Raw genomic sequence first — 23,694 nt, 5'->3', positions numbered from 1 at the left:
AGAGCCAGGGGTCAGAGCCCAGGAGCGCGCGCGAACTCCGCCCCCGCCCCCCGCAACCGCTCGTCCAGCGCCCGGAACACCTCCGCCGCCCGCACCCCCGGCCACCCCTCCGGCAGGAGTTCCGCCGGCAGGCCCGGGTCCGCGTACGGGAGGTGGCGCCAGGAGTCGAGGGCCAGGAGGTAGTCGCGGTAGGCCTCGCGCGGCGGCGTGTCCTCGCGGGTCTCCCACGCGCGCAGCACCGGCTCGTGCTCGTCCAGGAACGCCTCGTGGAGCTTGGCGAGGGCGGCGAGGTCCCACCAGCGGGCCACCGCGTCGGCCGTCGCCGCGAAGCCCAGGTGTTCGCCGCGGAACAGCTCCACGTACCCGGCGCAGCCGATCCGCTCCAGTGTGTGCCGGGTCTCCTCGTGGACGGCGAGGGGCGCGAGCCACACGCCGGGCGCCGCCGTGCCGAAGCCGAGGCCGGTGAGCGTGGAGCGCAGCACGTGCCGCTTGGCGCGCTCGGACTCCGGCACGGAGAAGACGGCGAGCACCCAGCCGTCGGCCGGGGAGCCGCCCGCGTAGATGCGCCGGTCGCCGTCGTCGAGGAGCTGGCGGGCGTCGTCGGAGAGCGCGTAGCCGGCCGCGCCGGAGGTGGCGCGGGCGGGGAGCAGCAGGCCGCGGCGCTTCAGGCGGGAGACCGCCGAGCGTACGGACGGGGCGTCGACGCCGACCGCGCCGAGCAGCCGGATCAGCTCGGCGACCGGCAGCGGCCCCGGCAGGTCACGGCCGTAGGCGCCGTACAGGGTGACGATGAGGGAGCGGGGGGTGTGGGAAGTGGGCTGCTCGGACACGCGATCACTCTACGGCCGAGGGCTCGCGGAGCCGGAACCGCTGGAGCTTTCCCGTCGCCGTGCGCGGCAGCGCGTCCAGGAACTCGATGGCGCGCGGGCACTTGTACGGGACGAGCTCCGCCTTCACGAACTCCCGCAGGCCTTCCGCGTCCTGGCGCGCTCCGGCCCGCAGCACCACATACGCGACGGCCACCTGTCCGCGCTCCTCGTCGGGGCGGCCGACCACGGCCGCCTCCGCCACGTCCGGATGGCGCAGCAGCGCGTCCTCCACCTCCGGGCCCGCGATGTTGTAACCGGCGGAAATGATCATGTCGTCGGCGCGGGCCACGTACCGGAAGTAGCCGTCGGCCTCGCGGACGTACGTGTCCCCGGTGACGTTCCAGCCGTGCTGTACGTACACGGTCTGCCGCTCGTCGGCGAGGTAGCGGCAGCCGACGGGGCCGCGCACGGCGAGCAACCCGGCTTCCCCGTCCGGGAGTTGGCGGCCTTCGGTGTCGACGATCCGGGCCTCCCAGCCGGGTACGGGAACGCCCGTCGTCCCCGGCCGGATCGCGTCGTCGGCCGCCGAGATGAAGATGTGCAGGAGTTCGGTCGCGCCGATGCCGTTGATGATGCGCAGGCCGGTCGCCTCCTGCCAGGCGTGCCAGGTCGCGGCGGGCAGATTCTCGCCCGCGGACACGCAGCGGCGCAGCGAGGAGATGTCGTACGACGCGAGGTCGGGGAGCATCGCCCGGTACGCGGTCGGCGCCGTGAACACGACCGACACCCGGTGCTCGGCGATCGCGGGAAGCAGCTTCTGCGGGCCCGCCTGTTCGAGCAGCAGCGCCGAGGCGCCCGCCCGCAGCGGGAAGATCACCAGGCCGCCGAGTCCGAACGTGAAGCCCAGCGGCGGGCTCCCCGCGAACACGTCGTCGGGTTCGGGCCTCAGGACATGCCGCGCGAAGGTGTCCGCGACCGCGAGCACGTCCCGGTGGAAGTGCATGCACCCCTTGGGGCGCCCGGTGGTCCCCGAGGTGAAGGCGATGAGCGCGACGTCGTCGGCGGCGGTCGCGACGGCCTCGTACGCCGCCGGTTTCCCGGCCGCACGGCGGCGCAGGTCGTCGGGCCCGTCCCCGCCGAACGTGGTGATGCGCAGCCCCGGCACCTCGGCCTTGGCCAGGTCGTCGACCGAGCGGATGTCGCACAGAGCGTGCCCGACCCGAGCGATCCCGCACACCGTGGCCAGCTCGCTCGCCCGCGCCCCCGCGAGGACGGTCACGGCGACGGCCCCCGCCTTCATCACGGCGAGCCAGCAGGCCGCGAGATGCCGGGTGGTGGGGCCGCGCAGCAGCACCCGGTTGCCGGGGACGACGCCCAGGTCGTCGGTGAGCACGTGCGCGATCCGGTCCACGGTCGCCTTCAACTCGGCGTAGGACCAGGAGGGTTGGCCGGGGGAGTGGAAGGCCGGGCGGTCCGCGCCGTGCCGTTCCACGGTGGCGTCGAGGAGTTCGGCCCCGCAGTTGAGCCGCTCGGGGTAGCGCAGCTCGGGAAGGCCGAAGCTCAGGCCCGGCCACAGCTCGGCGGGCGGCAGATGGTCGCGGGCGAAGGTGTCGACGTGCCCAGAAGGAAGCAGTGGGCTGAGCGGATGGTGGGTCATGGCCTGGCGCCCCCTCGTGGTGAGTGGCTCGCATGCCGTCGCCGGGTGAGGCGCCGCGCATCGAGCGTATCGTGATGGTGACGACAGTCAACGGGGCGCGATACGGTTCCTGTGTGTGGCCGGTGGGCAGTCGTGGACCGGTAGGCGGTCGTGGGCCGACAGGCGGCCCGTGGACCGGTGGGCGGTCGTGAGAGGAGCACCACGTATGGGGACATTCTCGCTCGAACCGGAGCAGCTCGCGTGGTGTGGCGAGCTACGGGCCCTCGCGGCCGACCGGCTCGCCCCACTCGCCGAGAAGGGCGAGCCGGGCCGCGTCAACCGCCCCCTCGTCGCGGAACTCGGCCAACTCGGGCTCCTTGAGCGCCTGTTCACCTCGGGTGCGCTCGACCTCTGCCTCCTGCGCGAGTCGCTGGCCCGCGTCTGCACGGAGGCCGAGACGGCGCTCGCGCTTCAGGGGCTCGGGGCGCACCCGATCCACGCGTACGGCAGTGCGGCGGTGCGCGAGCGGTGGGTGCCCCGGGTGGGCGCCGGTCGGGCCGTGGCGGCGTTCGCGCTGAGTGAGCCGGGGGCGGGCTCGGACGCGGCGGCGCTGTCCCTGCGCGCGGACCCGGACGGCGACGGCTGGCGGCTGACCGGCGAGAAGTGCTGGATCTCGAACGCCCCCGAGGCGGATGTCTACACCGTCTTCGCCCGCACCATCCCGGGCGCGGGCGCGCGCGGCGTGACGGCCTTCGCGGTCCCCGCCGACCGCCCGGGGCTGACCGGCGAACACCTCGACATGATCTCCCCGCATCCCATCGGCACGCTCGCCTTCGACGGCGTCCAGGTCACCCGCGACGACCTGCTCGGCGAGGTCGACGCGGGGTTCCGCGTCGCGATGAACACCCTCAACCTGTTTCGCCCCAGCGTCGGCGCGTTCGCCGTCGGCATGGCGCAGGCGGCCCTCGACGCGACGGTCGCGCACACCTCCGAGCGGGAGGCGTTCGGCGCCCCGCTGAAGGAACTCCAGACCGTCGCCCACCAGGTCGCCGACATGTCGGTACGGGTCGAGTCCGCGCGCCTGATGGTCCACGCGGCGGCGGCCGCGTATGACGAGGGCGCCCCTGACGTGCCGCGCCGTGCTGCTGCCGCGAAGCTCATCGCCACGGAGGCGGCCCAGCAAGTCGTCGACACGGCAGTGCAGTTGCACGGAGCGCGGGCGCTGCAACGCGGTCACGTCCTGGAGCACCTGTACCGCGAGGTCAGGGCGCCCCGCATCTACGAGGGTGCCTCCGAGGTCCAACGGGCCATCATCGCCCGCGAGTTGTACAAGGGACACGAGAGGGCATCCGCATGAACCGCGACATCCAGCGCATCAACCCGCCCGAACTCTCCCCGCCCACAGGCTTCTCCCACGCCGTCGTCGCGACGGGCGGCCGCCTGGTGATGCTCGCGGGCCAGACGTCCCTGGACGCCGACGGCAAGGTCGTGGGCGACACCCTTCCCGCACAGTTCACCCGCGCCCTGACGAACCTGCTCACGGCCCTGCGCGCGGCCGGCGGCACACCGGAGCAGCTGGCGCGCGTCACGGTCTACGCCACGGACGTGGCGGACTACCGGGAGAACGCCCGCGAACTCGGCCGGATCTGGCGCGAGTTGGCGGGCCGCGACTACCCGGCGATGGCCGTGATCGGCGTCAGCCGCCTGTGGGACGAACAAGCCATGGTGGAAATCGACGGAGTCGCGGTACTTCCCTGACACCGACCCGCGCCTAGGCTCGGCCCATGACGCAGCAGACGGAACTCTCGGTGGACCTCTCCGTGGGCCCGATCGCGTACGAAGACTCTGGAGGCGACGGCACGACCGTCGTCCTCCTCCACGGGCTCGCCCAGGACGGCACGGTGTGGCGGCACGTCGTCGACGAACTCGGCACGTCCGTGCGGTGCGTCGTGCCCCACCTCCCGTACGGGAGTCAGCACACGCCCGTGCGCCCCGGCGCCCGGGTCACGCCGCACTCCGTGGCCCTGCTCATCGGCGAGTTCGCCGACGCGCTCAAGCTGGGCGACGACACGGTGTTCGTCGAGAACGACGCGGGGCGCCTCCAGCAGCTCGCCGCAGAGCGCCCCGACCGGGTGGGGCGCATGGTCATCGCGGGCTGCGAGGCCTTCGACAACTATCCGCCGGGCCCGGCGGGCAAGCTCCTGGACGTCATGTCCCGGGTCCCCGGCGGCATCACGCTGCTCGCGCGCACGCTGTCCGTCCGCCCCCTGCGCCGCATGCCCGGCACGGGCTACGCGGTGATGTCGCAGCGCCCGGTCCCGCACGAGCTGATCGACCACTGGATCGAGCCCTTGCGCAAGGACCCGGCGGCACGCAAGCTCCTCCTCCACTACCTCCGCTCCGGTGTGAAGACGGAAATGATGGAGGCGGCGGACGCCCTGCGCACGTATGACCGCCCGGCCCTGGTGGTGTGGGGCAAACAGGACAAGATGATGCCCCTGTCCCACGGCCGCCGCCTGGCGGACCTGCTCCCACAGGCCCGCCTGATCGAACTGGACGACTGCGGCACGCTGATCCCTTTGGACCAGCCGAAGGCCTTGGCGGCGGCGATCCGCGAGTTCGCTGCACCCAGCCCCGGTTCGGCAAAATCAAGCCCCGCTTTTTGAACGAGAGCCCGCGGCGCCCGGGGCGGAGCCCCGCGACCGCAACCCCGTCGCCGCAGCAGATGCTAGATGTCCCGGAACGTCTCGATCTGCGCACCGACGGAATTGAGCCGCTCCGCCAGGTCCTCGTAACCACGGTTGATCACGTACACGTTGCGCAGCACCGACGTACCCTCGGCCGCCATCATGGCCAGGAGGACCACCACCGCGGGGCGCAGAGCCGGCGGGCACATCATCTCGGCGGCGCGCCACCGCGTCGGCCCCTCGACCAACACCCGGTGCGGGTCGAGGAGTTGGAGGCGCCCGCCGAGCCGGTTCAGGTCCGTCAGATAGATCGCCCGGTTGTCGTAGACCCAGTCGTGGATGAGGGTCTTGCCCTGGGCCGACGCCGCGATCGCCGCGAAGAACGGCACGTTGTCGATGTTCAGACCGGGGAACGGCATCGGGTGGATCTTGTCGATCGGCGCCTCGAGCTTCGACGGCCGGACCGTGAGGTCGATGAGCCGCGTGCGCCCGTTGTCCGCCGGGTACTCCGCCGAGCGGTCGTGGTCGAGGCCCATCTCCTCCAGGACCGCCAGCTCGATCTCCAGGAACTCGACCGGCACCCGCTTGACCGTGAGTTCGGACTGCGTGACGACGGCCGCGGTCAGCAGGCTCATCGCCTCGACCGGGTCCTCGGACGGCGAGTAGTCCACGTCGACGTCGATGTGCGGCACGCCGTGCACGGTGAGCGTCGTCGTGCCGACGCCCTCGACCTGGACGCCCAGCGCCTCAAGGAAGAAGCACAGGTCCTGGACCATGTAGTTGGACGAGGCGTTGCGGATGATCGTCGTGCCGTCGGCGCGCGCCGCGGCCAGCAGCGCGTTCTCCGTCACGGTGTCGCCGCGCTCGGTCAGCACGATGGGGCGGTCCGGCGCGACGTCCGGGTGGACCTCCGCGTGGTAGAGCCCCTCCGTCGCCGTGATGTCGAGGCCGAAGCGGCGCAGCGCGATCATGTGCGGCTCGATCGTGCGGGTGCCGAGGTCGCAGCCGCCCGCGTACGGGAGCTTGAAGCGGTCCATGCGGTGCAGCAGCGGGCCGAGGAACATGATGATCGAGCGGGTGCGGCGCGCGGCCTCCGCGTCGATGGCGTTCATGTCGAGCTCGGCGGGCGGCACGATCTCCAGGTCCGCGCCGTCGTTGATCCAGCGGGTGCGTACGCCGATCGAGCCGAGTACCTCCAGAAGGCGGTACACCTCCTCGATGCGGGCGACCCGGCGCAGCACGGTGCGGCCCTTGTTGAGCAGCGACGCGCACAGCAGCGCCACGCACGCGTTCTTGCTCGTCTTGACCTCGATCGAACCCGACAGCCGGCGTCCGCCGACCACGCGCAGGTGCATCGGTCCCGCGTACCCGAGGGAGACGATTTCACTGTCGAGAGCTTCGCCAATTCGAGCGATCATCTCAAGGCTGATGTTTTGGTTCCCGCGCTCGATGCGGTTCACCGCGCTCTGGCTGGTGTTTAGCGCCTCCGCAAGTTGCGACTGCGTCCAGCCCCGGTGCTGGCGGGCGTCGCGGATGAGCTTGCCGATGCGTTCGAGGTAGTCGTCTGCCATAGCGGCAGGTTATCTCAGATATGAGATGTTGCATGCCGGTGGGGCCATGTGGAGGAGTGTCCTCCGTGGGGCACCGGTGGCTCGGTGGCCGGGTACCCGTGCCTGCTGGGATCAGTCGCCGGGTCAGTCGCCGGATCGGGCGCCGCATCCACTGGCCCGCATTCGGTCCGCGTACGACCATGGGGGGAGCGCGCACAGGTATGTGCACGGTGGCGCTTGATGGCACCGCCGAGTGATGTATTAGAGTTATCTCGACATCGAGATATCTACCGAGGCGCACCGTGGCCGCACGGTTTCGAGGGTCGGACGGTAAGGGTTACCTAACTTAGCCTTACCTTAGCGGATCGTCGAGTCGGCGTGGCGGCAGGATGCGGTGGAACGCGCACATATATGAAGGAGACTGTCGTGTCGGCGAACAGCTTCGACGCCCGCAGCACGCTGCGCGTGGGCGACGAGTCGTACGAGATCTTCAAGCTGGACAAGGTTGAGGGCTCGGCCCGCCTTCCGTACAGCCTGAAGGTCCTTCTGGAGAACCTGCTCCGCACCGAGGACGGCGCGAACATCACCGCCGACCACATCCGTGCGCTCGGCAACTGGGACTCCCAGGCTCAGCCCGCGCAGGAGATCCAGTTCACGCCGGCCCGCGTGATCATGCAGGACTTCACCGGCGTCCCCTGCGTCGTGGACCTCGCCACGATGCGTGAGGCCGTGAAGGACCTCGGCGGCGACCCGGCGAAGATCAACCCGCTGTCCCCGGCCGAGCTGGTCATCGACCACTCCGTCATCGCCGACAAGTTCGGTACGAAGGACGCCTTCGGCCAGAACGTCGAGCTGGAGTACGGCCGCAACAAGGAGCGCTACCAGTTCCTGCGCTGGGGCCAGACCGCGTTCGACGACTTCAAGGTCGTCCCCCCGGGCACCGGCATCGTGCACCAGGTCAACATCGAGAAGCTGGCCCGCACGGTCATGGTCCGGGGTGGCCAGGCGTACCCCGACACCCTGGTCGGCACCGACTCGCACACCACGATGGTCAACGGCCTGGGCGTCCTGGGCTGGGGCGTCGGCGGCATCGAGGCCGAGGCCGCGATGCTCGGCCAGCCGGTCTCGATGCTCATCCCGCGCGTCGTCGGCTTCAAGCTGACCGGCGAGCTGCCGGCCGGCACGACCGCCACCGACCTCGTGCTCACGATCACCGAGATGCTGCGCAAGCACGGCGTCGTCGGCAAGTTCGTCGAGTTCTACGGCGAGGGTGTGGCCGCCACGTCGCTGGCCAACCGCGCCACCATCGGCAACATGTCGCCGGAGTTCGGCTCCACCGCCGCGATCTTCCCGATCGACGACGAGACGCTGAACTACCTGCGTCTGACCGGCCGTGACGCCCAGCAGGTCGCCCTCGTCGAGGCCTACGCCAAGGAGCAGGGCCTCTGGCTGGACCCGGCCGCCGAGCCCGACTTCTCCGAGAAGCTGGAGCTCGACCTCTCCACGGTCGTCCCCTCGATCGCCGGTCCGAAGCGCCCGCAGGACCGCATCGTCCTCGCGAACGCCGCCGAGCAGTTCAAGCAGGACGTGCGCAACTACGTCTCGGACGACTCCGAGGCGGGCAAGGAGTCCTTCCCGGCCTCCGACGCCCCGGCCGTCTCCAACGGCGTCCCGTCGAACCCGGTCACCGTGACCGCCCCCGACGGCTCGACGTACGAGCTGGACCACGGCGCCGTCACCGTCGCCGCGATCACCTCCTGCACCAACACCTCGAACCCGTACGTGATGGTGGCCGCGGCCCTCGTCGCGAAGAAGGCCGTCGAGAAGGGCCTGACCCGCAAGCCGTGGGTCAAGACCACCCTCGCCCCGGGCTCGAAGGTCGTCACCGACTACTTCGACAAGGCGGGTCTCACCCCGTACCTCGACAAGGTCGGCTTCAACCTCGTCGGCTACGGCTGCACCACCTGCATCGGCAACTCGGGCCCGCTGCCCGAGGAGGTCTCGAAGGCCGTCAACGACCACGACCTGGCCGTGACGTCCGTCCTCTCCGGCAACCGGAACTTCGAGGGCCGCATCAACCCCGACGTCAAGATGAACTACCTGGCGTCCCCGCCGCTGGTCGTCGCGTACGCCCTCGCCGGTTCGATGAAGGTCAACATCACCAAGGACGCCCTCGGCGTCGACCAGGACGGCAAGCCCGTCCACCTGGCCGACATCTGGCCGACGGAGGCCGAGGTCAACGACGTCGTCGCCAACTCCATCGGCGAGGACATGTTCAACAAGTCCTACGAGGACGTGTTCGCGGGCGACGCCCAGTGGCAGGCCCTCTCGGTGCCGACCGGCAACACCTTCGAGTGGGACAGCGAGTCGACCTACGTCCGCAAGCCCCCGTACTTCGAGGGCATGGAGATGCAGCCGGCCCCGGTCCAGGACATCGCGGGCGCCCGCGTCCTGGCCAAGCTCGGCGACTCGGTCACCACCGACCACATCTCCCCGGCCGGTGCGATCAAGGCCGACACCCCGGCCGGCAAGTACCTGTCGGAGCACGGCGTCGAGCGTCGTGACTTCAACTCGTACGGTTCGCGTCGCGGCAACCACGAGATCATGATCCGTGGCACGTTCGCCAACATCCGCCTGCGCAACCAGATCGCGCCGGGCACCGAGGGCGGCTACACCCGCGACTTCACCCAGGCCGACGCGCCGGTGTCGTTCATCTACGACGCCTCGCAGAACTACCAGGCGCAGGGCACCCCGCTCGTCATCCTGGGCGGCAAGGAGTACGGCTCCGGTTCGTCCCGCGACTGGGCAGCCAAGGGCACCGCGCTCCTCGGCGTCAAGGCCGTCATCACCGAGTCGTACGAGCGCATCCACCGCTCGAACCTCATCGGCATGGGCGTCCTGCCGCTGCAGTTCCCGGAGGGCCAGTCGGCCGACTCCCTCGGCCTGACCGGCGAGGAGGCCTTCTCGATCTCCGGCGTGACCGAGCTCAACAACGGCACGACGCCGTCCACGGTGAAGGTCACCACCGACACCGGTGTCGAGTTCGACGCGGTCGTCCGCATCGACACCCCCGGTGAGGCGGACTACTACCGCAACGGCGGCATCCTTCAGTACGTGCTGCGCAGCCTGATCAGCGAGTAAGCGATCAGCTAGCCCAGCGGGCCGCGCCTCCCCGGAGGCGCGGCCTTCGGCGTTTTCAAGCCCCGCGACAGCACCCCCGAACCACGCCCGCCCCCCTTACCCTGGAGACAGTGGCAGGCGAGGAATTCCGGGGGGAGCAGCACGTGGACTTCGGCGCGACAGGCCTCAAGGTCGCCTCTTCGGTGGTGGTGCCCCTGCTCAAGCGCTTCGTCCTGCCCCCGCAGAAGGCCCCCGGCGCCGAATACCCCGACGAAAAACCCATCCGCGTAAGGGCGTTGCTCTCCTTCGCCGGAGACCACCCGACCCTCAGCCGCGACGACATGCACCGCCTGTCGAGAGAGCTGGTACGCCGCGCCGTCCGCGCCGTGCCCCCGCACGAGAACAGGCTCCCCGAAGACGAGCACGACGCGGTGGGCCAGGCACTGACCCGTACGCTCTTCGCCCTGGGCCGGCTCGACATGAACGACATCGACGTGGTGCTGCTCGGCCCGGAGGAGCTCGCCGCCACCCTCAACAAGGCGGCGAAGAAGGACGTCAGGGGACTGCTCACCGCGGACGCCACCCGCTTCCACGACGCGCTGCTCGTCACCGCCTGCGTGCACCTCGTCCGGTTCTTCACCGAGCGCCCCGGCTTCGAGGCCCGCGCCCAACTGGCGAATTTCCGCCAACTTCGGGAACAGCAGGATCTGTTGGAGCGCGTGCTGCGGGCCGTGTCCGGCGAGGACCACCACGCCGCCGACATCCGCTTCGAGGAGGAGTACGCCAAGTACGTCGTCGAGCGGCACGGCCGCCTCACCATCTACGGCGTCGACCTGCGCGACCCCGCGGGCCCCGAATGGCCCCTGGACGACGCCTACTTGAGCCTCACCGCGGTGCCCGTGGCCGCAGCGGAGGCGGACGGCGACTACGAGACCGTGCACGAGGAGAGCGTCGAGACCGCGCTCGCCGGGCGCGGCAAGGTCCTCCTGCACGGCCTCGCGGGCACCGGCAAGACGACGCTCGTGCAGTGGCTCGCCCTGACCACCGCGCGCCAGGAGGCCGTGCCCGTCACGCTTCCGCAGCTGATCGGGCGGGTCCCGTTCGTGCTCCAGCTGCGCACCCTCGCCCGCCAGGGGCCCGAACTCCCGCTGCCCGAGGAGTTCCTGAAGTGGATGCGCTGCGGTCTGTCCGGCAGCGAACCCGACGGCTGGGCCGTCCGTGTCCTGCGCAGCGGCCGCGCGGTGCTGCTCGTCGACGGTCTCGACGAGATCCCCAAGGCCGACCGGCGGCGCGTGCGCGACTGGCTGGTCCGTCTGGTGCGCCAGTTCCCCGGAAACCTCTGGCTGTGCACCACCCGGCCCTCCGCGCTCGGCCCCGGCTGGCTGGACAGCGAGGGCTTCTACGAGCTGAGCCTCAACCCGCTCGGCCCCGACGGCCTGCGCCGCTTCATCGCGCGGTGGCACATCGCAGCCGAGGCGCCCGCAGAGTTCGCCGACGAACTCGTCCAATCCCTGCGTACCAACCCCGAGCTGAGCCGCCTCGCCACCAACCCGCTGATGTGCAGCCTGATCTGCGCCCTGCACCGCGAGCGCCGGGGCTTTCTGCCGCACGGACGGGCCTCGCTCTACAAGGCAGCCCTGTCCATGCTGCTCGAGCGGCGCGACATGGAGAAGGACCTGTTCAGCAAGGGCGACGACCGCCCACGGCTCGACGAGGACTCCGCGACCGAGCCGCTCAAGCGGCTCGCGTACCGGCTGATCCGCAACGACGACACGCAGATGGAGCGCGCCGACGCCGTCCATGAGCTGTCCCGGCTCCAGCCGCAGGTCCCGAGCCTTCAGCGGCTCGGCGAGCCCGAGGAGGCGCTGGAGTATCTTCTGGAACGATCAGGGCTGCTGCGCGTGCCCGCGCCCGGAGCGATCGACTTCATTCATCGGACGTTTCAGGACTACCTGGGCGCCAAGGCTGTTCTTGAGGACCGTGACTTCGGCATGCTGGTGAAACACGCTCACATGGACCAGTGGGAGGACGTGGTGCAGATGGCCGTCGCGCAAGCTGACCACAATGGACGAGCCGATCTGCTCATGCGACTCAGCGACCGCGGCAAGCGCGAGAAGGACGTGACCGTCCAGGCCCGGATCCGCCTGCTGGCCCTCGCCTCCCTCGAACAGGCCACGCGGCTCGAACCGGTCGTGCGCCAGACCATCGAGGCCGAGGCCGCCAGCATGCTCCCGCCGCGCAGCCTGCGCCAGGCCCGGGTGCTCGCGCGCACCGGACCGCTGCTGCTCGGCCTGCTCCCCAGGGCCGAGGAGCTGGACGGGGACGCCGAGCTGGCGACCGCGCACGCCATCTGTCAGATCGGCGGCGACGCCGCGATCCCGCGGCTGCGCGAGTTCCTCACCACGTCGCAGTCCACCGTGCGCGCCCAACTCCTCGGCCACTGGGACCGGTTCGACACCGAGACGTACGCCCGCGAGATCATCGCCCCGCTGCTCGAGACCCACCCCGGAGAGCCCGTCACCGTACGCTCACGGGCCGAGCTCGACGCCCTGGCGCGGCTGTCCGGTTGTGAACGCGTGGGAATTCACGGGGACTTCGACCCCGCAGCCGTACGGGCGGCGCTGTCCTCGAAGCACCTGAAGGAGCTGCGGCTGCGCGGCGCGCTGCACATCGACGACCTCTCCCTGCTCCACGACTTCCAGTATCTGGAGAGCCTCACCCTCCAGGGCTGCCGCAACGTCAAGGACCCGGAACCGCTCACCCGGCTCCCGCAGTTGCGCAGCCTCACCCTGGAGAACATCCCGCAGTTCGAGCCGCTGGAGCAGCTCGACCAGTGCGAGCACCTCGAAGCCCTGCACATCGGCCAGGGCGTTCCCTGGCGCGGCCTGGCCGAGCTGCCGAGGCCCGGCCGGCTCAAGGTGCTCTCGGTGCCGCCCGGAACCTCCGACCTCTCCGAGATCACCCGGTGCGTCGCGCTGGAGGAGCTGCGTCTCCAGGAGGCGAGCAGCCGGCTGCTGCCCGACGGCTGGGGCGGACTGCTCGGCCGCCTGCCCGAGCTGCGCACGCTCTCGCTGTCCGCCGAGCAGCTCAGCACCCTCCTCTTCAACCCGACCAGCCAGATCCCGCAGCTGACCAAGCTCTTCGTGTACGCGCAGCACGGCACCCCGCTCCAGCTGCGGCGCGTGTCCCGGCGCCTTCAGGGTCTTGAGGAGCTGCATGTCACGCAGGGCGGCGACATCGACCTCTCCCCGCTGAAGGGGATCACGTCGCTGCGGCGGGTGCGGATCGCGTACCCGGGCGGGTTCGTCCAGGGGGCCGAGGAGCTGCCCGAAGGGGCCGAGCTGGAGATATACCCGAAACCGTGAGGCTTCGTGGCGGACCTGCGCATTGTCTGGCAAGAGATCGGCGCCGCCGGTAGGTTCTGTTGCTCACCCAGAAGCCGTCGATCCCCAGGGAAGCAGGACCGCGCACGATGGCCAGGCTCAAGGCGCCCTTTCTGTACGGGCGTGAACCCCTGGTGGGCTCGCTCGTCCCCTCGCTCACGGGGCTCGCCTTCCACGAACGTGCCCGCGTCAAGCGGGAGTTCGGCTCCGATGTGCCCGTCGTGCTGCTCACCGGCGAGCACGGCACGGGACGCAGCACCCTCCTCGACGTGCTCGCCCGCGGCTACCGCGACCGCCTTCCGCTCGCCCATGTGCGCGCCGTCGTGCCGGGTGCTCCCGACGCGGCGGGTATCGCCGAAGAGGTGCCCGAGGGCAGTGTGCCGCCGCAGCCCGCCGCGTCGCACGCCGAGATACTGGAGCGCCTGGTGTGCGCGCTCACACCCACGTACGGGATCTTCCGGGAGCTGATGCCCGCCCTGTTCGCCGTCTCCGGATGGCACTTGGGGGAGACGGACGAGCGGGACGCCGTCTGCCGGCGGCACGCCCGGATGCTCGTGGCGAGCGGTCTGGCGCGCGGCACCGAGCGCGAGGTCGCCCGCGACTGGGCCACCGAGGTCGAGACCTCGATCAGCGAGGCCGCCGCCCGGGACAGCGATCCGGACGACCCGGACGGGACGCAGCCCGTCACCGCCGCCGTCCTGCGCCAGCTGGGCGTCAGGACCTCCCTCGGCGCCTCCCGCGCCTGGTTCCGGGACCGGCACACCACTCCCGACGGCACCATCGCGGAGGAGGACCCGCTGTGGCTGCTCTCGCGCCGCTTCCACCGCGGCGGCGACTATCTGCACGCGGCGGAACAGGCCCTGACGGCGGTCTTCCTGGGGGAGACGGCCCGCTCCCACGGACTGCTGCGCCGGCTCAACCGTGAGCCCTGGCCGCTGATCCTGCTCGACGACGCACACCTGCCCGCGGGCGCCCGCTTCCTGGAACTCCTGCTGGAACAAAGGGCGTTGGGGGGTCGCAAGTACCGCGACCGCACCGTCGTCGTCGCCACCCGGCTCGGCGACCTGCCGCACGAGGACGCGCCGCACGCCGTACGCCGGGAACTGGTCGACCTGCTGCCGCCCGGCGGGGTCAGACGCCCCGGACACGCCGCCACCCTGTGGAAGCGGACGGGACACGAGCCGTCCGAAGGTCTCCTCGTCCTCCCGCTCACCCCGCTGACCAGGGACGACATCCTCTCCATGCTCGACCGGGCGTCCTCGCGCCTGCTCCACCCGCACCTCGCCTCCGCGCTGCACGCGCTCACCGGCGGCCACCCCTCGGCCAGCACGGTCCTCGCCGACGCCGCCGTCGAGACCGCGAAGCAGAACCGCGCCGTCGTCCCGCGTGACCTGCTCGACCTGCGCGTCAAGGGCGGCCGTCCGGTGACCGAGGTGCTCCTGCGGGACCTGCTGCCCGACCGCAGGCAGCGCGACCGTCTCGTCAGGCTCTGCCTCGCCAAGGACTCCGAGGCCGCCGAGAAGCTCGCCCAGAACCTCGGCCTGGTCGGTCCCGAGCAGCTGCCCGCGACGGCGGCGGCGCAGTACCTGGTCGAGCGACAGTGGCAGCAACTCCCGGAGGCCGAGCACCCGTTGGTCACCAGTGAGTTGCTGCGCACCCTGCTGGTCCACGAGGCGCGGCGCACGCTGCCTCCGGGCGACGAACCGCACAGCTGGCGCTCCATCCACGCCTTCCTCCATCTGCACCACGTCCAGCGCGCCAAGACCGAGGAGGCCGACGCCCTGCGCCACAGCCTGGCCGCCGGGAAACCGCGGGACGTCGTCGTGATGCTCGCCGACGAGTTCGTCGCGGAGGAGGCCGAACTGAGTGTCGAGCACTGGCTGGTGTGCCTGAAGCGCTGCGCGAGCGCGCCCGTGCCGCCCGTCGACGAGAGCTGGTGCGACCAGCGCGTCGAGATAGCCGACGGCGAGCACGCCGCCCGCTATGCGGACCTGGACCCTTCGGGGCGCAGCATCAACCGCCTGCTGCACGCCCTGTGGTACCTGTCCGAGCCGTACGCCGACGCCGCCCTGGACGCGGACGCCGCCCGGATGTGCAAGGCGGTGGGGGAGGAGCTGGGGTTTCTCGCGCGCCGCCATCCCACGTGGTACGCGGCCCTCGGGCAGGCGGCCCGTGACTGGCCGACAGCGGCTCGAAAGGGGCAGGAGCTACCCGTGCCCCCAGGCAACAACTCGGGGGAGACGGGCTGATGTTCGGCAGCAGGATCAGGGAGTGGGGGCCGCTCGACTGGTGCGTCGCGCTGGTCGTCGTGCTCGCGCTCGTGGCCGGCGGGATCCTCGGCGCCAGGAAGCTCATGCAGAAGTGCGACGGCGGGCTGCACGAGGTCGCGGGCGAATGCGTCGGCGTCACCTCGGAAAGCTTCGACGCGGACCCCGGTATCGAGTCACTGCTCCAGGCGGTCGCCGACGAGAACTCCCGGGTGGCGGACGAGGGCGGTGACACGCCGTACGTCCGGCTCGCCTTGATGATGCCCTTCACCTCCGACGGCAACAGCGCCATGACACCGGACATGATCCGCCGGGCCCTCGCGGGCGCGCTCGCGGGTCTCCAGGAGGCCAACTCGGGTCAGGGCGGACCCCAGTTCCAACTGCTGCTCGCCCCCGACGGCCGCAATCTCGGCCAATGGAAGCCAGTGGTCGATGACTTGGTCAAGAAGCAGGGGGACGACAACGCCCCGCTCGTCGGCGTCACGGGCATTCCCAGCAGCCAGACGGAGACGCAGGCGGCACTCGACGAACTGAGCGAGCGTCACATCCCCGCGGTCGGGCCGGTCATCACCGCCTCGTCGATGAACTACCCGTACTTCTTCAAGACGTCGCCCAACAACAAGGAGTTCGCGAAGGCCCTCGCCGGCTACCTCAAGCGCTACCCGCAGAAGAAGAACGGCCTCCTCCTGTGGGACCGGCGCCAGGGCGACGTCTACTCCGACGACCTGCGGCACGCGCTGCTGGGCCGCTTCGGCAAGGAGTACGGCTTCAAGGCGCACAACTCCAGCTTCACCGGCTCCTCCGGCAACGACCAGGGAGTCCCGCAGCTCTTCTACGACGCGGTCAACAAGATCTGCCGCGACAAGTCCGACACGGTCTTCTTCGCGGGCCGCGACCAGGACCTGCCGGCGTTCATCAACGCCCTCGCGGGAGACAGCAGTTGCGACCGCAAGACCCCCGTCCGCATCCTGAAGATCGGCATAGGCCTGGAGCCGACGCTCACCACGGAGCAGACGGAGCGCGACCTGCGCACGGCCAACGCGACGATCGTCGACTCCTCGTCCTTCGACCCGGCCTGGGAGAAGCAGGGGGCCCGCGGGCGCCCCACCGGCATCGACGACTTCCTCGACCGCTTCGACACCCTCAAGACCGCGCACACGCTCGGCGACAAGCCCCTGGACGACGGCTACGCGGCCTCGTACTACGACGGCGTGCGCCTGCTCACCCAGGCGACGGGCCGCTCGTTCAGCCAGATCAACGCGGGCAAGACCACGAAGCGGCTGCCGACCGCGAAGGACGTCTACAACAACCTGTCGCAGTCCACGAGCGGCGGCACGACGTGCGCCGGCTGCCTCCAGGGGGCGACCGGTACGTACGGTTTCTCGGGCCTGGACCGCAACGACCAGTGGTCGGCGTGCAAGCCGGTACCGGTCGTCGAATTCCCGCCCAGCAAGCGGGTGGTGCCGCTCTACCGGACGTACGAGGACGACGGCGCCTGCCCCGGCTGACCACCCAGGAACGCGGTCCAGGCCTCCGGCGCGACGGTGAAGTGCGGGGCGTCGGGGGTCTTGGAGTCGCGAACGTGGACGGCGACGGAGTGGGTGGCGACCTCGACGCAAGCGCCGCCCTCGCTGCCGCTGTAGCTCGACTTGAACCAGTTCAGTGCGGTGCTCATCGGTCTCCTAGCAGCCGGTCCAGCAGGCCCACGGAGTGCTCGGGCGTGAGGGCCTGTGATCGCAGCATCGCATACTTGTGCGCCAGCATGGACACCTCGTCGAGACCGGAAACCCACTGGCTGCCGCGCTGGGACTCGGTGTACGCGAGGTGCTGATGTTCCGGTGTCTCCAGGAGGATGAAGGCGCCGTCGAGGCCGGCATGGGTAGGTGCATCGAGCGGCAGGAACTGCAAGGTCAAGCCGGGGAGTTCAGCGCACGCACGCAGATGGCGCAACTGCTCGGCGCGGACCAGCGGGTCGAGGTAGGCGAGCTTGAGCGCCGCCTCCCAGACGACGAAGCTCAGCGTCGGCGGGCACTTCCGGTGCAGGATCTCCTGCCGCTGCACGCGGGCGGCCGTCTTGGTCTGGATCTCGTCCTCGTCGTATGCCGGGACGCGGTTGCGCAGCACCGTACGGGCGCAGTCCTCGGTCTGGAGGATGCCCGGCACGGTCGGCACGTCGTACCACGCCAACGCGATCGCCTCCCGCTCATGCGCCATGTACTGCTCCGCCCACAACGGGAACTGGTCGATCTCCGGCATCGCCGCGACCGCCGTCACCAACGCGCCTTTCGTGTCGAGGAGTTGGTCCATCTCCGCCGCCAGCTTCGGCACCAGCGGGCGCCTGGCCTGCTCGATCGCCGCGATCGTCGACTCGGCCACTATCAGCCGCTCTCCGAGGGCCGCCTGCGTGTATCCGGCGGTCTTGCGGAAGAGGGCGACCAGGTTGGCGACCAACCTCATCGCCGACGGATTCTTCGGCGGCTGATGTGCAGGGCTCATGACGGTCAATCTCCCCGCCTCCGGTCTCTGTCGACCCCACCCGAACCCCGACAAAAAATCTGTCGGGGTCGGCGAACTGTCAGCAGTCAATCACTCTCCGCAGTATTTCCCTCGTGAACCTGGAATTCCGCGAGCGCTTCTACCGCCGTGAGCGCCAATCGGTGCCTGCTGCACGGGAGTTCACCCGTGCAGCGCTCGACGACTGGGGTGCGGACGCCCACCGCGCCGACGACATCCTGCTCTGCGTCAGCGAGCTGACCACGAACGCCCTGCTCCACGGCGTCCCGCCGGGGCGCGGCTACCTGCTGCGCCTGCTGCCGTACGAGGACGGGCTCCGCGTCGAGGTCCATGACAGCGGAGACGGCGCCCCCGTCCGGCCGGGACCGGACGAGGGCGCCGAGGGTGGCCGCGGCCTGCTCCTCGTGGAGACGCTCGCCGACAAGTGGGGCGTAGGGGAGCGGGAGCCGGGCAAGGTGGTGTGGTGTGACTTCACGTCACTCCGGGGGTGTCACGACAGCAGCTCCACCTCCGCCACCGTCGCCGCCCCGCCGGTGAACACCAGCCGGTAGTGCTTGTGCGCCGCCGGGGACGGCACGGAGAACGCCCGTGTCTGCTTGTCCCAGGCGAAGGACTCACCGGAGCGCTGGTCGACGGTCTTCCAGTCCTTCCCGTCGTCCGACGCCTCCAGCTTCCAGCCGGTCGGCGCCTTCGCCTTGTCCGCCGACGTCAGCGTGTACTGAACCGCCTTCGCGCCGTCCGCACCCACCGGCAGCTCCACCGACTCCGAACTCGCGCTCGTGTCAGAGGTGTTGTCGAAGAGCGGACCCGAACCGGTGATCGCGTCCGAGCGCGGCGAGGGCACCTTGTCGTCGTTCGTGATCGACGTCGGCGCCGCGTCGGCACCCGTGCCCCACTTCGACGGCTTGTCACCCATCGCGAACTCGATGACACCGCCCTTGGCGATCGCCGAGTGCGGCAGCGACGTCTTCGTCCACGTGCGACCGTTGACCTTCACGCCCTGCACGTAGATGTTCTTCGCGCTGTTCTTCGGCGCCTTGACGACGAGGTCCTTGCCGCCGTCCAGGTGCAGCGTCATCTTCGTGAACTGCGGGGAACCGATGGCGTATTCGCCGCTGCCCATGACCAGCGGGTAGAAGCCCAGCGAGGAGAACAGGTACCAGGCCGACTGCTCGCCGTTGTCCTCGTCGCCGTGGTAGCCCTGCCCGATCTCGCTGCCGGTGTAGAGCCGGGACATGACCTCGCGGACCTTCTCCTGCGTCTTCCACGGCTGGCCCGCCGCGTCGTACATGTACGTGACGTGGTGCGCGACCTGGTTCGAGTGGCCGTACATGCCCATCCGCACGTCACGCGCCTCGGTCATCTCGTGGATGACTCCGCCGTACGATCCGGCGACGTCCTTGGAGCCGGTCTCCGGAGTGTCGAAGTACGTGTCGAGCTTCTTGGCGAGACCGCTCCGGCCGCCGTACAGATTGGCGAGGCCGCGGCTGTCCTGGACGGCGGTGAACGCGTAGCCCCAGGCGTTGGTCTCCGTGTAGTCGTAGCCCCAGATCGCCGGGTCGAAGTCCGCGGACTTCACACGCCAGTTGCCGTCCTTGCCCTTGCCCTGGAAGAAGCCGGGACTGGAGCTCCCGCCGGCAGCCTTGTCGTCGAACATGTTGACGTAGTCACGGGCGCGGTTGAGGAAGTACTCGGACTCCTCCTTGTAGTGCTTCTCGCCGGTCTTCTTGTAGAGCTTCCGGCCCATCTCCGCGATGCCGTAGTCGTTGAGGTATCCCTCCATCGCCCACGACATGCCCTCGTGCGTCTCCGACGGCGTGTAGCCGAGGAAGGGCGACGTCTCCATGCCCTTGCGGCCCACACCGGACGACGGAGCCACCACGGTCGCGTTCTTCACGGCCGCCTTGTACGCCGACTCGACGTCGAAGTCGTCGACGCCCTTCACGTACGCGTCCGCGAACGCCACGTCGGAGGAGGTGCCGGTCATCAGGTCCGCGTAGCCGGGGGACGACCAGCGCGAGGTCCAGCCGCCGTCCCGGTACTGCTGCACGAACCCGTCGACCAGCTCACCGGCCTTCTTCGGCGTCAGCAGCGAGTAGGCGGGCCAGGTCGTCCGATACGTGTCCCAGAAGCCGTTGTTCACGTACGGCTTGCCCTCGACGATCTTCGCGCCGGTGTGGGTCGGGGTGTCGGGACCCGGCATCGGCGAGAACGGGGAGGCGTACTTGTACGTCGCCTTGCCCTTGCCGCCCTCCGAACGCACCTTCTCGAACCCGGAGTTGGGGTACAGGTACAGCCGGTACAGCGAGGAGTAGAGAGCGGTCCGCTGGTCGTCCGTCGCGCCCTCGACCTCCACCTTCTTCATCAGCGTGTCCCACTGGGCGCGCGCCGCGTTCCGTACGTCCGTGAAGGACCGCTTCTGCGGCAGCTCCTGCGCCAGGTTGTCCTTCGCCTGGTCGAGACCGATGAGGGACGTGGCGAGGCGCAGCGTGACCGTGCGGTCCTTGCCCGCGTCGAACGTGAAGTGGCCCTTCACACCGGACGAGTCGGCGTCCTTCACCGGCTTGTCGAAGACGCCGTACACGAACAGCCGCGTGGCGCCCGCCGACAGGCCGGACTTCACGTCCGAGTAGCCGGTGACGACCCCGTTCTCCTTGTCGAGCGTGAGGCCGCCCTGGTCGGAGACGTTGTCGAAGACCACGCTCGCGTCGTCGTCCGGGTAGCTGAAGCGGAGCGCCGCCGCGTGATCGGTCGGCGCCATCTCCGCCCGCACACCGTTCTGGAACTTCACGCCGTAGTACGAGGGCGTCGCCGTCTCGTCGTCGTGCTTGAACGGCAGCGCCCGCCCGGAGCGCGAGGTGTCCAGCGCGTCGCCCGACTTCGCCGACGGCATCACCTGGAACGTCTGCCGGTCGCCCATCCACGGGCTCGGCTCATGGCTCGCCGCGAACGCCTCCATCGTCGGCAGGTTGTCCGCGTTGTTGTCGCGCGCGTAGTCGTACAGCCAGCTCAGCGAGCCCGCGTTGGTCACCGGCGTCCAGAAGTTGAAGCCGTGCGGGACGGCCGTCGCCGGGAAGGTGTTGCCGCGCGAGAAGTTGCCGGTGGAGTTCGTGCCCCGGGTCGTCGACGCGTAGTCGCTCAAGTGCGCCTTCGGCTTTGCCGGTCGGGCCTTCGCGATGCTGAGGGCGTCCAGCCACCCGCGGAACTTCGCCGGCCCCTTGGGGGAGTCGTACGCGACGAGGACCCGGTCGACCGTCTTTCCGGCCGCGACGGACCCGATCCCGGACTTCACGGCGTTCCACTGGTTCACGTAGAGCCGCTTGGCCGCGCCCTGCCCCTGCGGAGTCAGCGCCCCGCCGTAGGAGTCGACGGCCTTGAGGTCGCTCAGATACGTGCCGTCGGTGAAGGCGAGGTCGACGGAGACGTTCGTGGCGTCGTAGTCGCGGTCGCCGTCCGCCATCGACGGGAAGATCTTGTACGCGAGCTCGGTGTCCTTGGCCACCGCCACATCGACGTCGAAGACCTTGTTGTACGAGTAGGCGCGGCCGTCGCCCTTGTGCGTACCCGCGTAGCGCAGCGCGCGCGTGCCCGTGAAGCCGACGCCCGCCTTCGCGGTCGGCGAGGCCGTCGGCCCGCGGTCCACCAGGGAGAGCATGTCCTCGGGGGCCGGGGTGGAGTCGTCGCCGGTCGACAGCTGGAGGTCGGCGAGCTGCGTCGCGTCGCTCGCGCCGTTGTTCTTCGTGAACTCGATACGGAAGTGGGAGTAGTCCGCCGGGCTCTGTATGTCGTACGACTTCAGCTGCTGGCGCTTGTCGAACGTCTCGCCGGAGCGGGAGTCGAGCGTGGTCCACTCCTTGCCGTCCTTCGACCCCTTCAGGGTCCAGTCCTTCGGATCGCGCTCGTCGTGGTCGTTGGCGGACGTGAGCGCGTACTTGGAGATCTTGACCGGCTCGTCGAGGTCGTACTCGACCCAGGCGGTCGGCTTGAACGACAGCCATTTCGTCGTCGGCTCACCGTCGACGAGGTTCTCCTTGGTCTCCCCGCCACCCGTGTTCTCGTCGCTGGCACGGATGTCGGTGACATGACCGTTCACATTGCCCGGCATGCCACTGCTGTACGCGCCGTCGACGCCGCTCGCCCGCTTCTTCCCGTCGGCGCCGGTGTCGACGGTGTTCAGCCAGTCGGGGGCGGGCTGACCGGACTCGAAGGAGGAGCGGAACTCCGGCTTTCCCTCGGCGGCGTGGGCGGTGGTGGCGGGGCCGAGGCCCTGACCTGCCGCCGTGAGCACAAGTGCGGCCGCGCCGAGCGCGGCCACGGTCCCGAGTCTGTGTCTGGATCTGAGCTGTCTGGATCCGAGCTGTCTGGAATCCGCACGCATAAAGGGCGCACCCTCCGGCTACTGGACAACGTTGTCAGTTGGTGAACAGGGTCCAGTAGGGGCGCAAGTCCCCAGTGGTGTCAAGGGTGTTGAACCCTTTGGGCGGTTCGGACGGGACGGGCGGGCCCGACACGCCGTGTGTGCCCCCTTTCGACGGGCTGTGATCGCCCGGCCGACTGGTCGAATCGCCGATGTACAGTGGCAAATCTTGGCAAAAACTCCTATATCAGCTCTTTTGCCCTACGGCCCTCTGGAGGCGTCATGCGCGCTCCCGCGCTCCCCGCGTGGACCGCCGCGCTCTGCCCCGGCCTCGTCGCCGCGGCCGTTGTCGCGGTGCTCGACATGGTGCTGGGGGCGGAGGTCGGCCTGCTGCCCCTGTTCGCGGTCGGGCCCGCGCTCACGGCGTGCTGTGCCTCGGCCCGCAAGGTCGTCACCTGCGGGCTCGTCTCGCTCGTACTGTGCGCCGCCGTGGCGTTCTACGACGACCTGCTCTTCACGCGGCGCGGTGTGGTGGCCCTCGCCAGCGTGACCCTGGTGACCGTCGCCTCCGCCTTCGCCGCGCACGCGCGCGTGCAGCACGAGCGGCGGGCCGCCAGGCAGCGCCGGATCTCCGAGTTCGTGCAGGGCGTCATCCTCGCCCCGGTGCCGCAGGACACCGACCCCGCCCGGATCGCCGCCTCCTACGTCTCCGCCACCGAGGACGCCCGGATCGGCGGCGACTTCTACGAGGCGGTCCCGGCGCGCGACGGCGGTGTGCGCGTCGTCATCGGCGACGTACAGGGCAAGGGACTCGCTGCCGTACGTACGGCCACCATCATGCTCAGCGCCTTCCGTATGAGCGCCCATGACTCGGCGGACCTGGACGAGGTCGCCGCCAAGATGTCCGGGGCGCTCGGCCGCAGGGGCGTCGACGAGCAGTTCGTCACCGCGGTCCTCGCCGAACTCGCCCCGTCGGGGCGGCTCACACTGCTCTCCTTCGGGCACCCGCCGCCGCTCGTCGTGCGGGCCGACGGCAGCCATGAACTCGCCCACCCGCCGTGCCCCGCCCTGCCGTTCGGCCTCGACTGGCTGGAGCAGGATCCGCCGCGGTCGAGCCGCGTCGAGCTGGCGGACGGCGACCGCGTGCTGCTCTACACCGACGGGCTCGCCGAGGCCAGGGACGCGGAGGACGCCTTCTATCCGCTCGTCCAGCGCGTCTCGCTGCTGCGCGGCGAGTCCCTCGACGACTGCCTGGTGCGGTTGCGCGGCGATGTGCATGCGCACACGGACTCGGTCGTGGACGACGATTCCGCGCTGCTGTTGATGGAGTACCGCACGCCGGCGTAGGAGGCCTGGACCGGCCCCTGCGCC

At 70.1% G+C, this 23,694-nt stretch carries 15 protein-coding genes; 9 read left to right on the top strand and 6 right to left on the bottom strand.

Translation table 11 applies throughout. The features are described 5' to 3' along the window. Positions 1-11 precede the first annotated feature (11 nt). A complete protein-coding gene (locus ACOKM3_RS12390) occupies positions 12-830 on the bottom strand; it encodes a PaaX family transcriptional regulator (RefSeq protein WP_426899879.1) in 819 nt (272 codons plus the stop codon). 4 nt (positions 831-834) lie between these two features. Then, the gene (locus tag ACOKM3_RS12385) at positions 835-2,466 is read right to left on the bottom strand and encodes an AMP-binding protein (protein WP_426899877.1); all 1,632 of its coding nucleotides are present in this window, start codon (positions 2,464-2,466) and stop codon (positions 835-837) included. A gap of 205 nt (positions 2,467-2,671) precedes the next feature. Here ACOKM3_RS12385 and ACOKM3_RS12380 point away from each other — a divergent pair, with 205 nt between their 5' ends. The 3 genes from ACOKM3_RS12380 to ACOKM3_RS12370 are packed head-to-tail and all read left to right on the top strand — an operon-like array spanning position 2,672 to position 5,111. Further along, positions 2,672-3,802, top strand: coding sequence for an acyl-CoA dehydrogenase family protein (locus tag ACOKM3_RS12380; protein WP_426899876.1), 1,131 nt, complete (start codon positions 2,672-2,674; stop codon positions 3,800-3,802). Then, entirely contained in the window at positions 3,799-4,203 is a 405-nt protein-coding gene (locus ACOKM3_RS12375) for a RidA family protein (RefSeq protein ID WP_426899874.1), read from the top strand. The genes ACOKM3_RS12380 and ACOKM3_RS12375 overlap by 4 nt, the downstream gene beginning before the upstream one ends. 26 nt (positions 4,204-4,229) lie before the next feature. After that, on the top strand, positions 4,230-5,111 hold the full coding sequence (locus tag ACOKM3_RS12370) for an alpha/beta fold hydrolase (RefSeq protein WP_426899872.1): 882 nt from the start codon (positions 4,230-4,232) through the stop codon (positions 5,109-5,111). Positions 5,112-5,173: 62 nt separating this feature from the next. Here ACOKM3_RS12370 and ACOKM3_RS12365 read toward each other — a convergent pair whose 3' ends face one another. Continuing rightward, positions 5,174-6,703 (bottom strand): UDP-N-acetylglucosamine 1-carboxyvinyltransferase, encoded by a 1,530-nt coding sequence (locus tag ACOKM3_RS12365; protein ID WP_426899871.1) that lies wholly within the window; start codon positions 6,701-6,703, stop codon positions 5,174-5,176. Positions 6,704-7,108: 405 nt separating this feature from the next. Here ACOKM3_RS12365 and acnA point away from each other — a divergent pair, with 405 nt between their 5' ends. The 4 genes from acnA to ACOKM3_RS12345 all read left to right on the top strand — a co-directional run bounded on the left by acnA (position 7,109) and on the right by ACOKM3_RS12345 (position 16,960). Beyond that, positions 7,109-9,823, top strand: a complete 2,715-nt coding sequence (acnA, locus tag ACOKM3_RS12360) for an aconitate hydratase AcnA (protein ID WP_426899869.1) — start codon at positions 7,109-7,111, stop codon at positions 9,821-9,823. A 110-nt stretch (positions 9,824-9,933) separates the two neighbouring features. Next, on the top strand, positions 9,934-13,167 hold the full coding sequence (locus ACOKM3_RS12355) for an NACHT domain-containing protein (RefSeq protein ID WP_426899867.1): 3,234 nt from the start codon (positions 9,934-9,936) through the stop codon (positions 13,165-13,167). 107 nt (positions 13,168-13,274) lie between these two features. After that, positions 13,275-15,434, top strand: coding sequence for an ATP-binding protein (locus tag ACOKM3_RS12350; RefSeq protein WP_426899865.1), 2,160 nt, complete (start codon positions 13,275-13,277; stop codon positions 15,432-15,434). Further along, complete coding sequence (locus tag ACOKM3_RS12345; RefSeq protein ID WP_426899863.1) at positions 15,434-16,960, top strand: ABC transporter substrate-binding protein; 1,527 nt, start codon at positions 15,434-15,436, stop codon at positions 16,958-16,960. Before ACOKM3_RS12350 ends, ACOKM3_RS12345 begins: the two co-directional genes overlap by 1 nt. Here ACOKM3_RS12345 and ACOKM3_RS12340 read toward each other — a convergent pair. Together ACOKM3_RS12340 and ACOKM3_RS12335 are read right to left on the bottom strand one after the other, a co-directional pair. Further along, positions 16,921-17,127 carry a DUF397 domain-containing protein gene (locus tag ACOKM3_RS12340; RefSeq protein ID WP_426899861.1) on the bottom strand — a complete coding sequence of 69 codons (207 nt, stop codon included), beginning with the start codon at positions 17,125-17,127 and terminating at the stop codon, positions 16,921-16,923. The two genes, ACOKM3_RS12345 and ACOKM3_RS12340, sit on opposite strands and share 40 nt — an antisense overlap. Further along, entirely contained in the window at positions 17,124-17,948 is an 825-nt protein-coding gene (locus ACOKM3_RS12335) for a helix-turn-helix domain-containing protein (protein WP_426899859.1), read from the bottom strand. Before ACOKM3_RS12335 ends, ACOKM3_RS12340 begins: the two co-directional genes overlap by 4 nt. Before the next feature lie 113 nt (positions 17,949-18,061). On the opposite strand from ACOKM3_RS12335, the gene ACOKM3_RS12330 reads away from it, so the two are divergent. Next, positions 18,062-18,517 (top strand): ATP-binding protein, encoded by a 456-nt coding sequence (locus ACOKM3_RS12330; protein ID WP_426899857.1) that lies wholly within the window; start codon positions 18,062-18,064, stop codon positions 18,515-18,517. Here ACOKM3_RS12330 and ACOKM3_RS12325 read toward each other — a convergent pair. Next, complete coding sequence (locus ACOKM3_RS12325; RefSeq protein WP_426899855.1) at positions 18,457-22,344, bottom strand: GH92 family glycosyl hydrolase; 3,888 nt, start codon at positions 22,342-22,344, stop codon at positions 18,457-18,459. The genes ACOKM3_RS12330 and ACOKM3_RS12325 overlap by 61 nt on opposite strands. Before the next feature lie 261 nt (positions 22,345-22,605). On the opposite strand from ACOKM3_RS12325, the gene ACOKM3_RS12320 reads away from it, so the two are divergent. Further along, positions 22,606-23,670, top strand: coding sequence for a PP2C family protein-serine/threonine phosphatase (locus ACOKM3_RS12320; RefSeq protein ID WP_426899853.1), 1,065 nt, complete (start codon positions 22,606-22,608; stop codon positions 23,668-23,670). Positions 23,671-23,694: the final 24 nt, after the last annotated feature.

Origin of the sequence: Streptomyces nidicola, assembly GCF_050106155.1 — a bacterium.
Lineage (GTDB): Bacteria > Actinomycetota > Actinomycetes > Streptomycetales > Streptomycetaceae > Streptomyces.
This window is presented reverse-complemented; position numbering and strand designations above follow the sequence as displayed.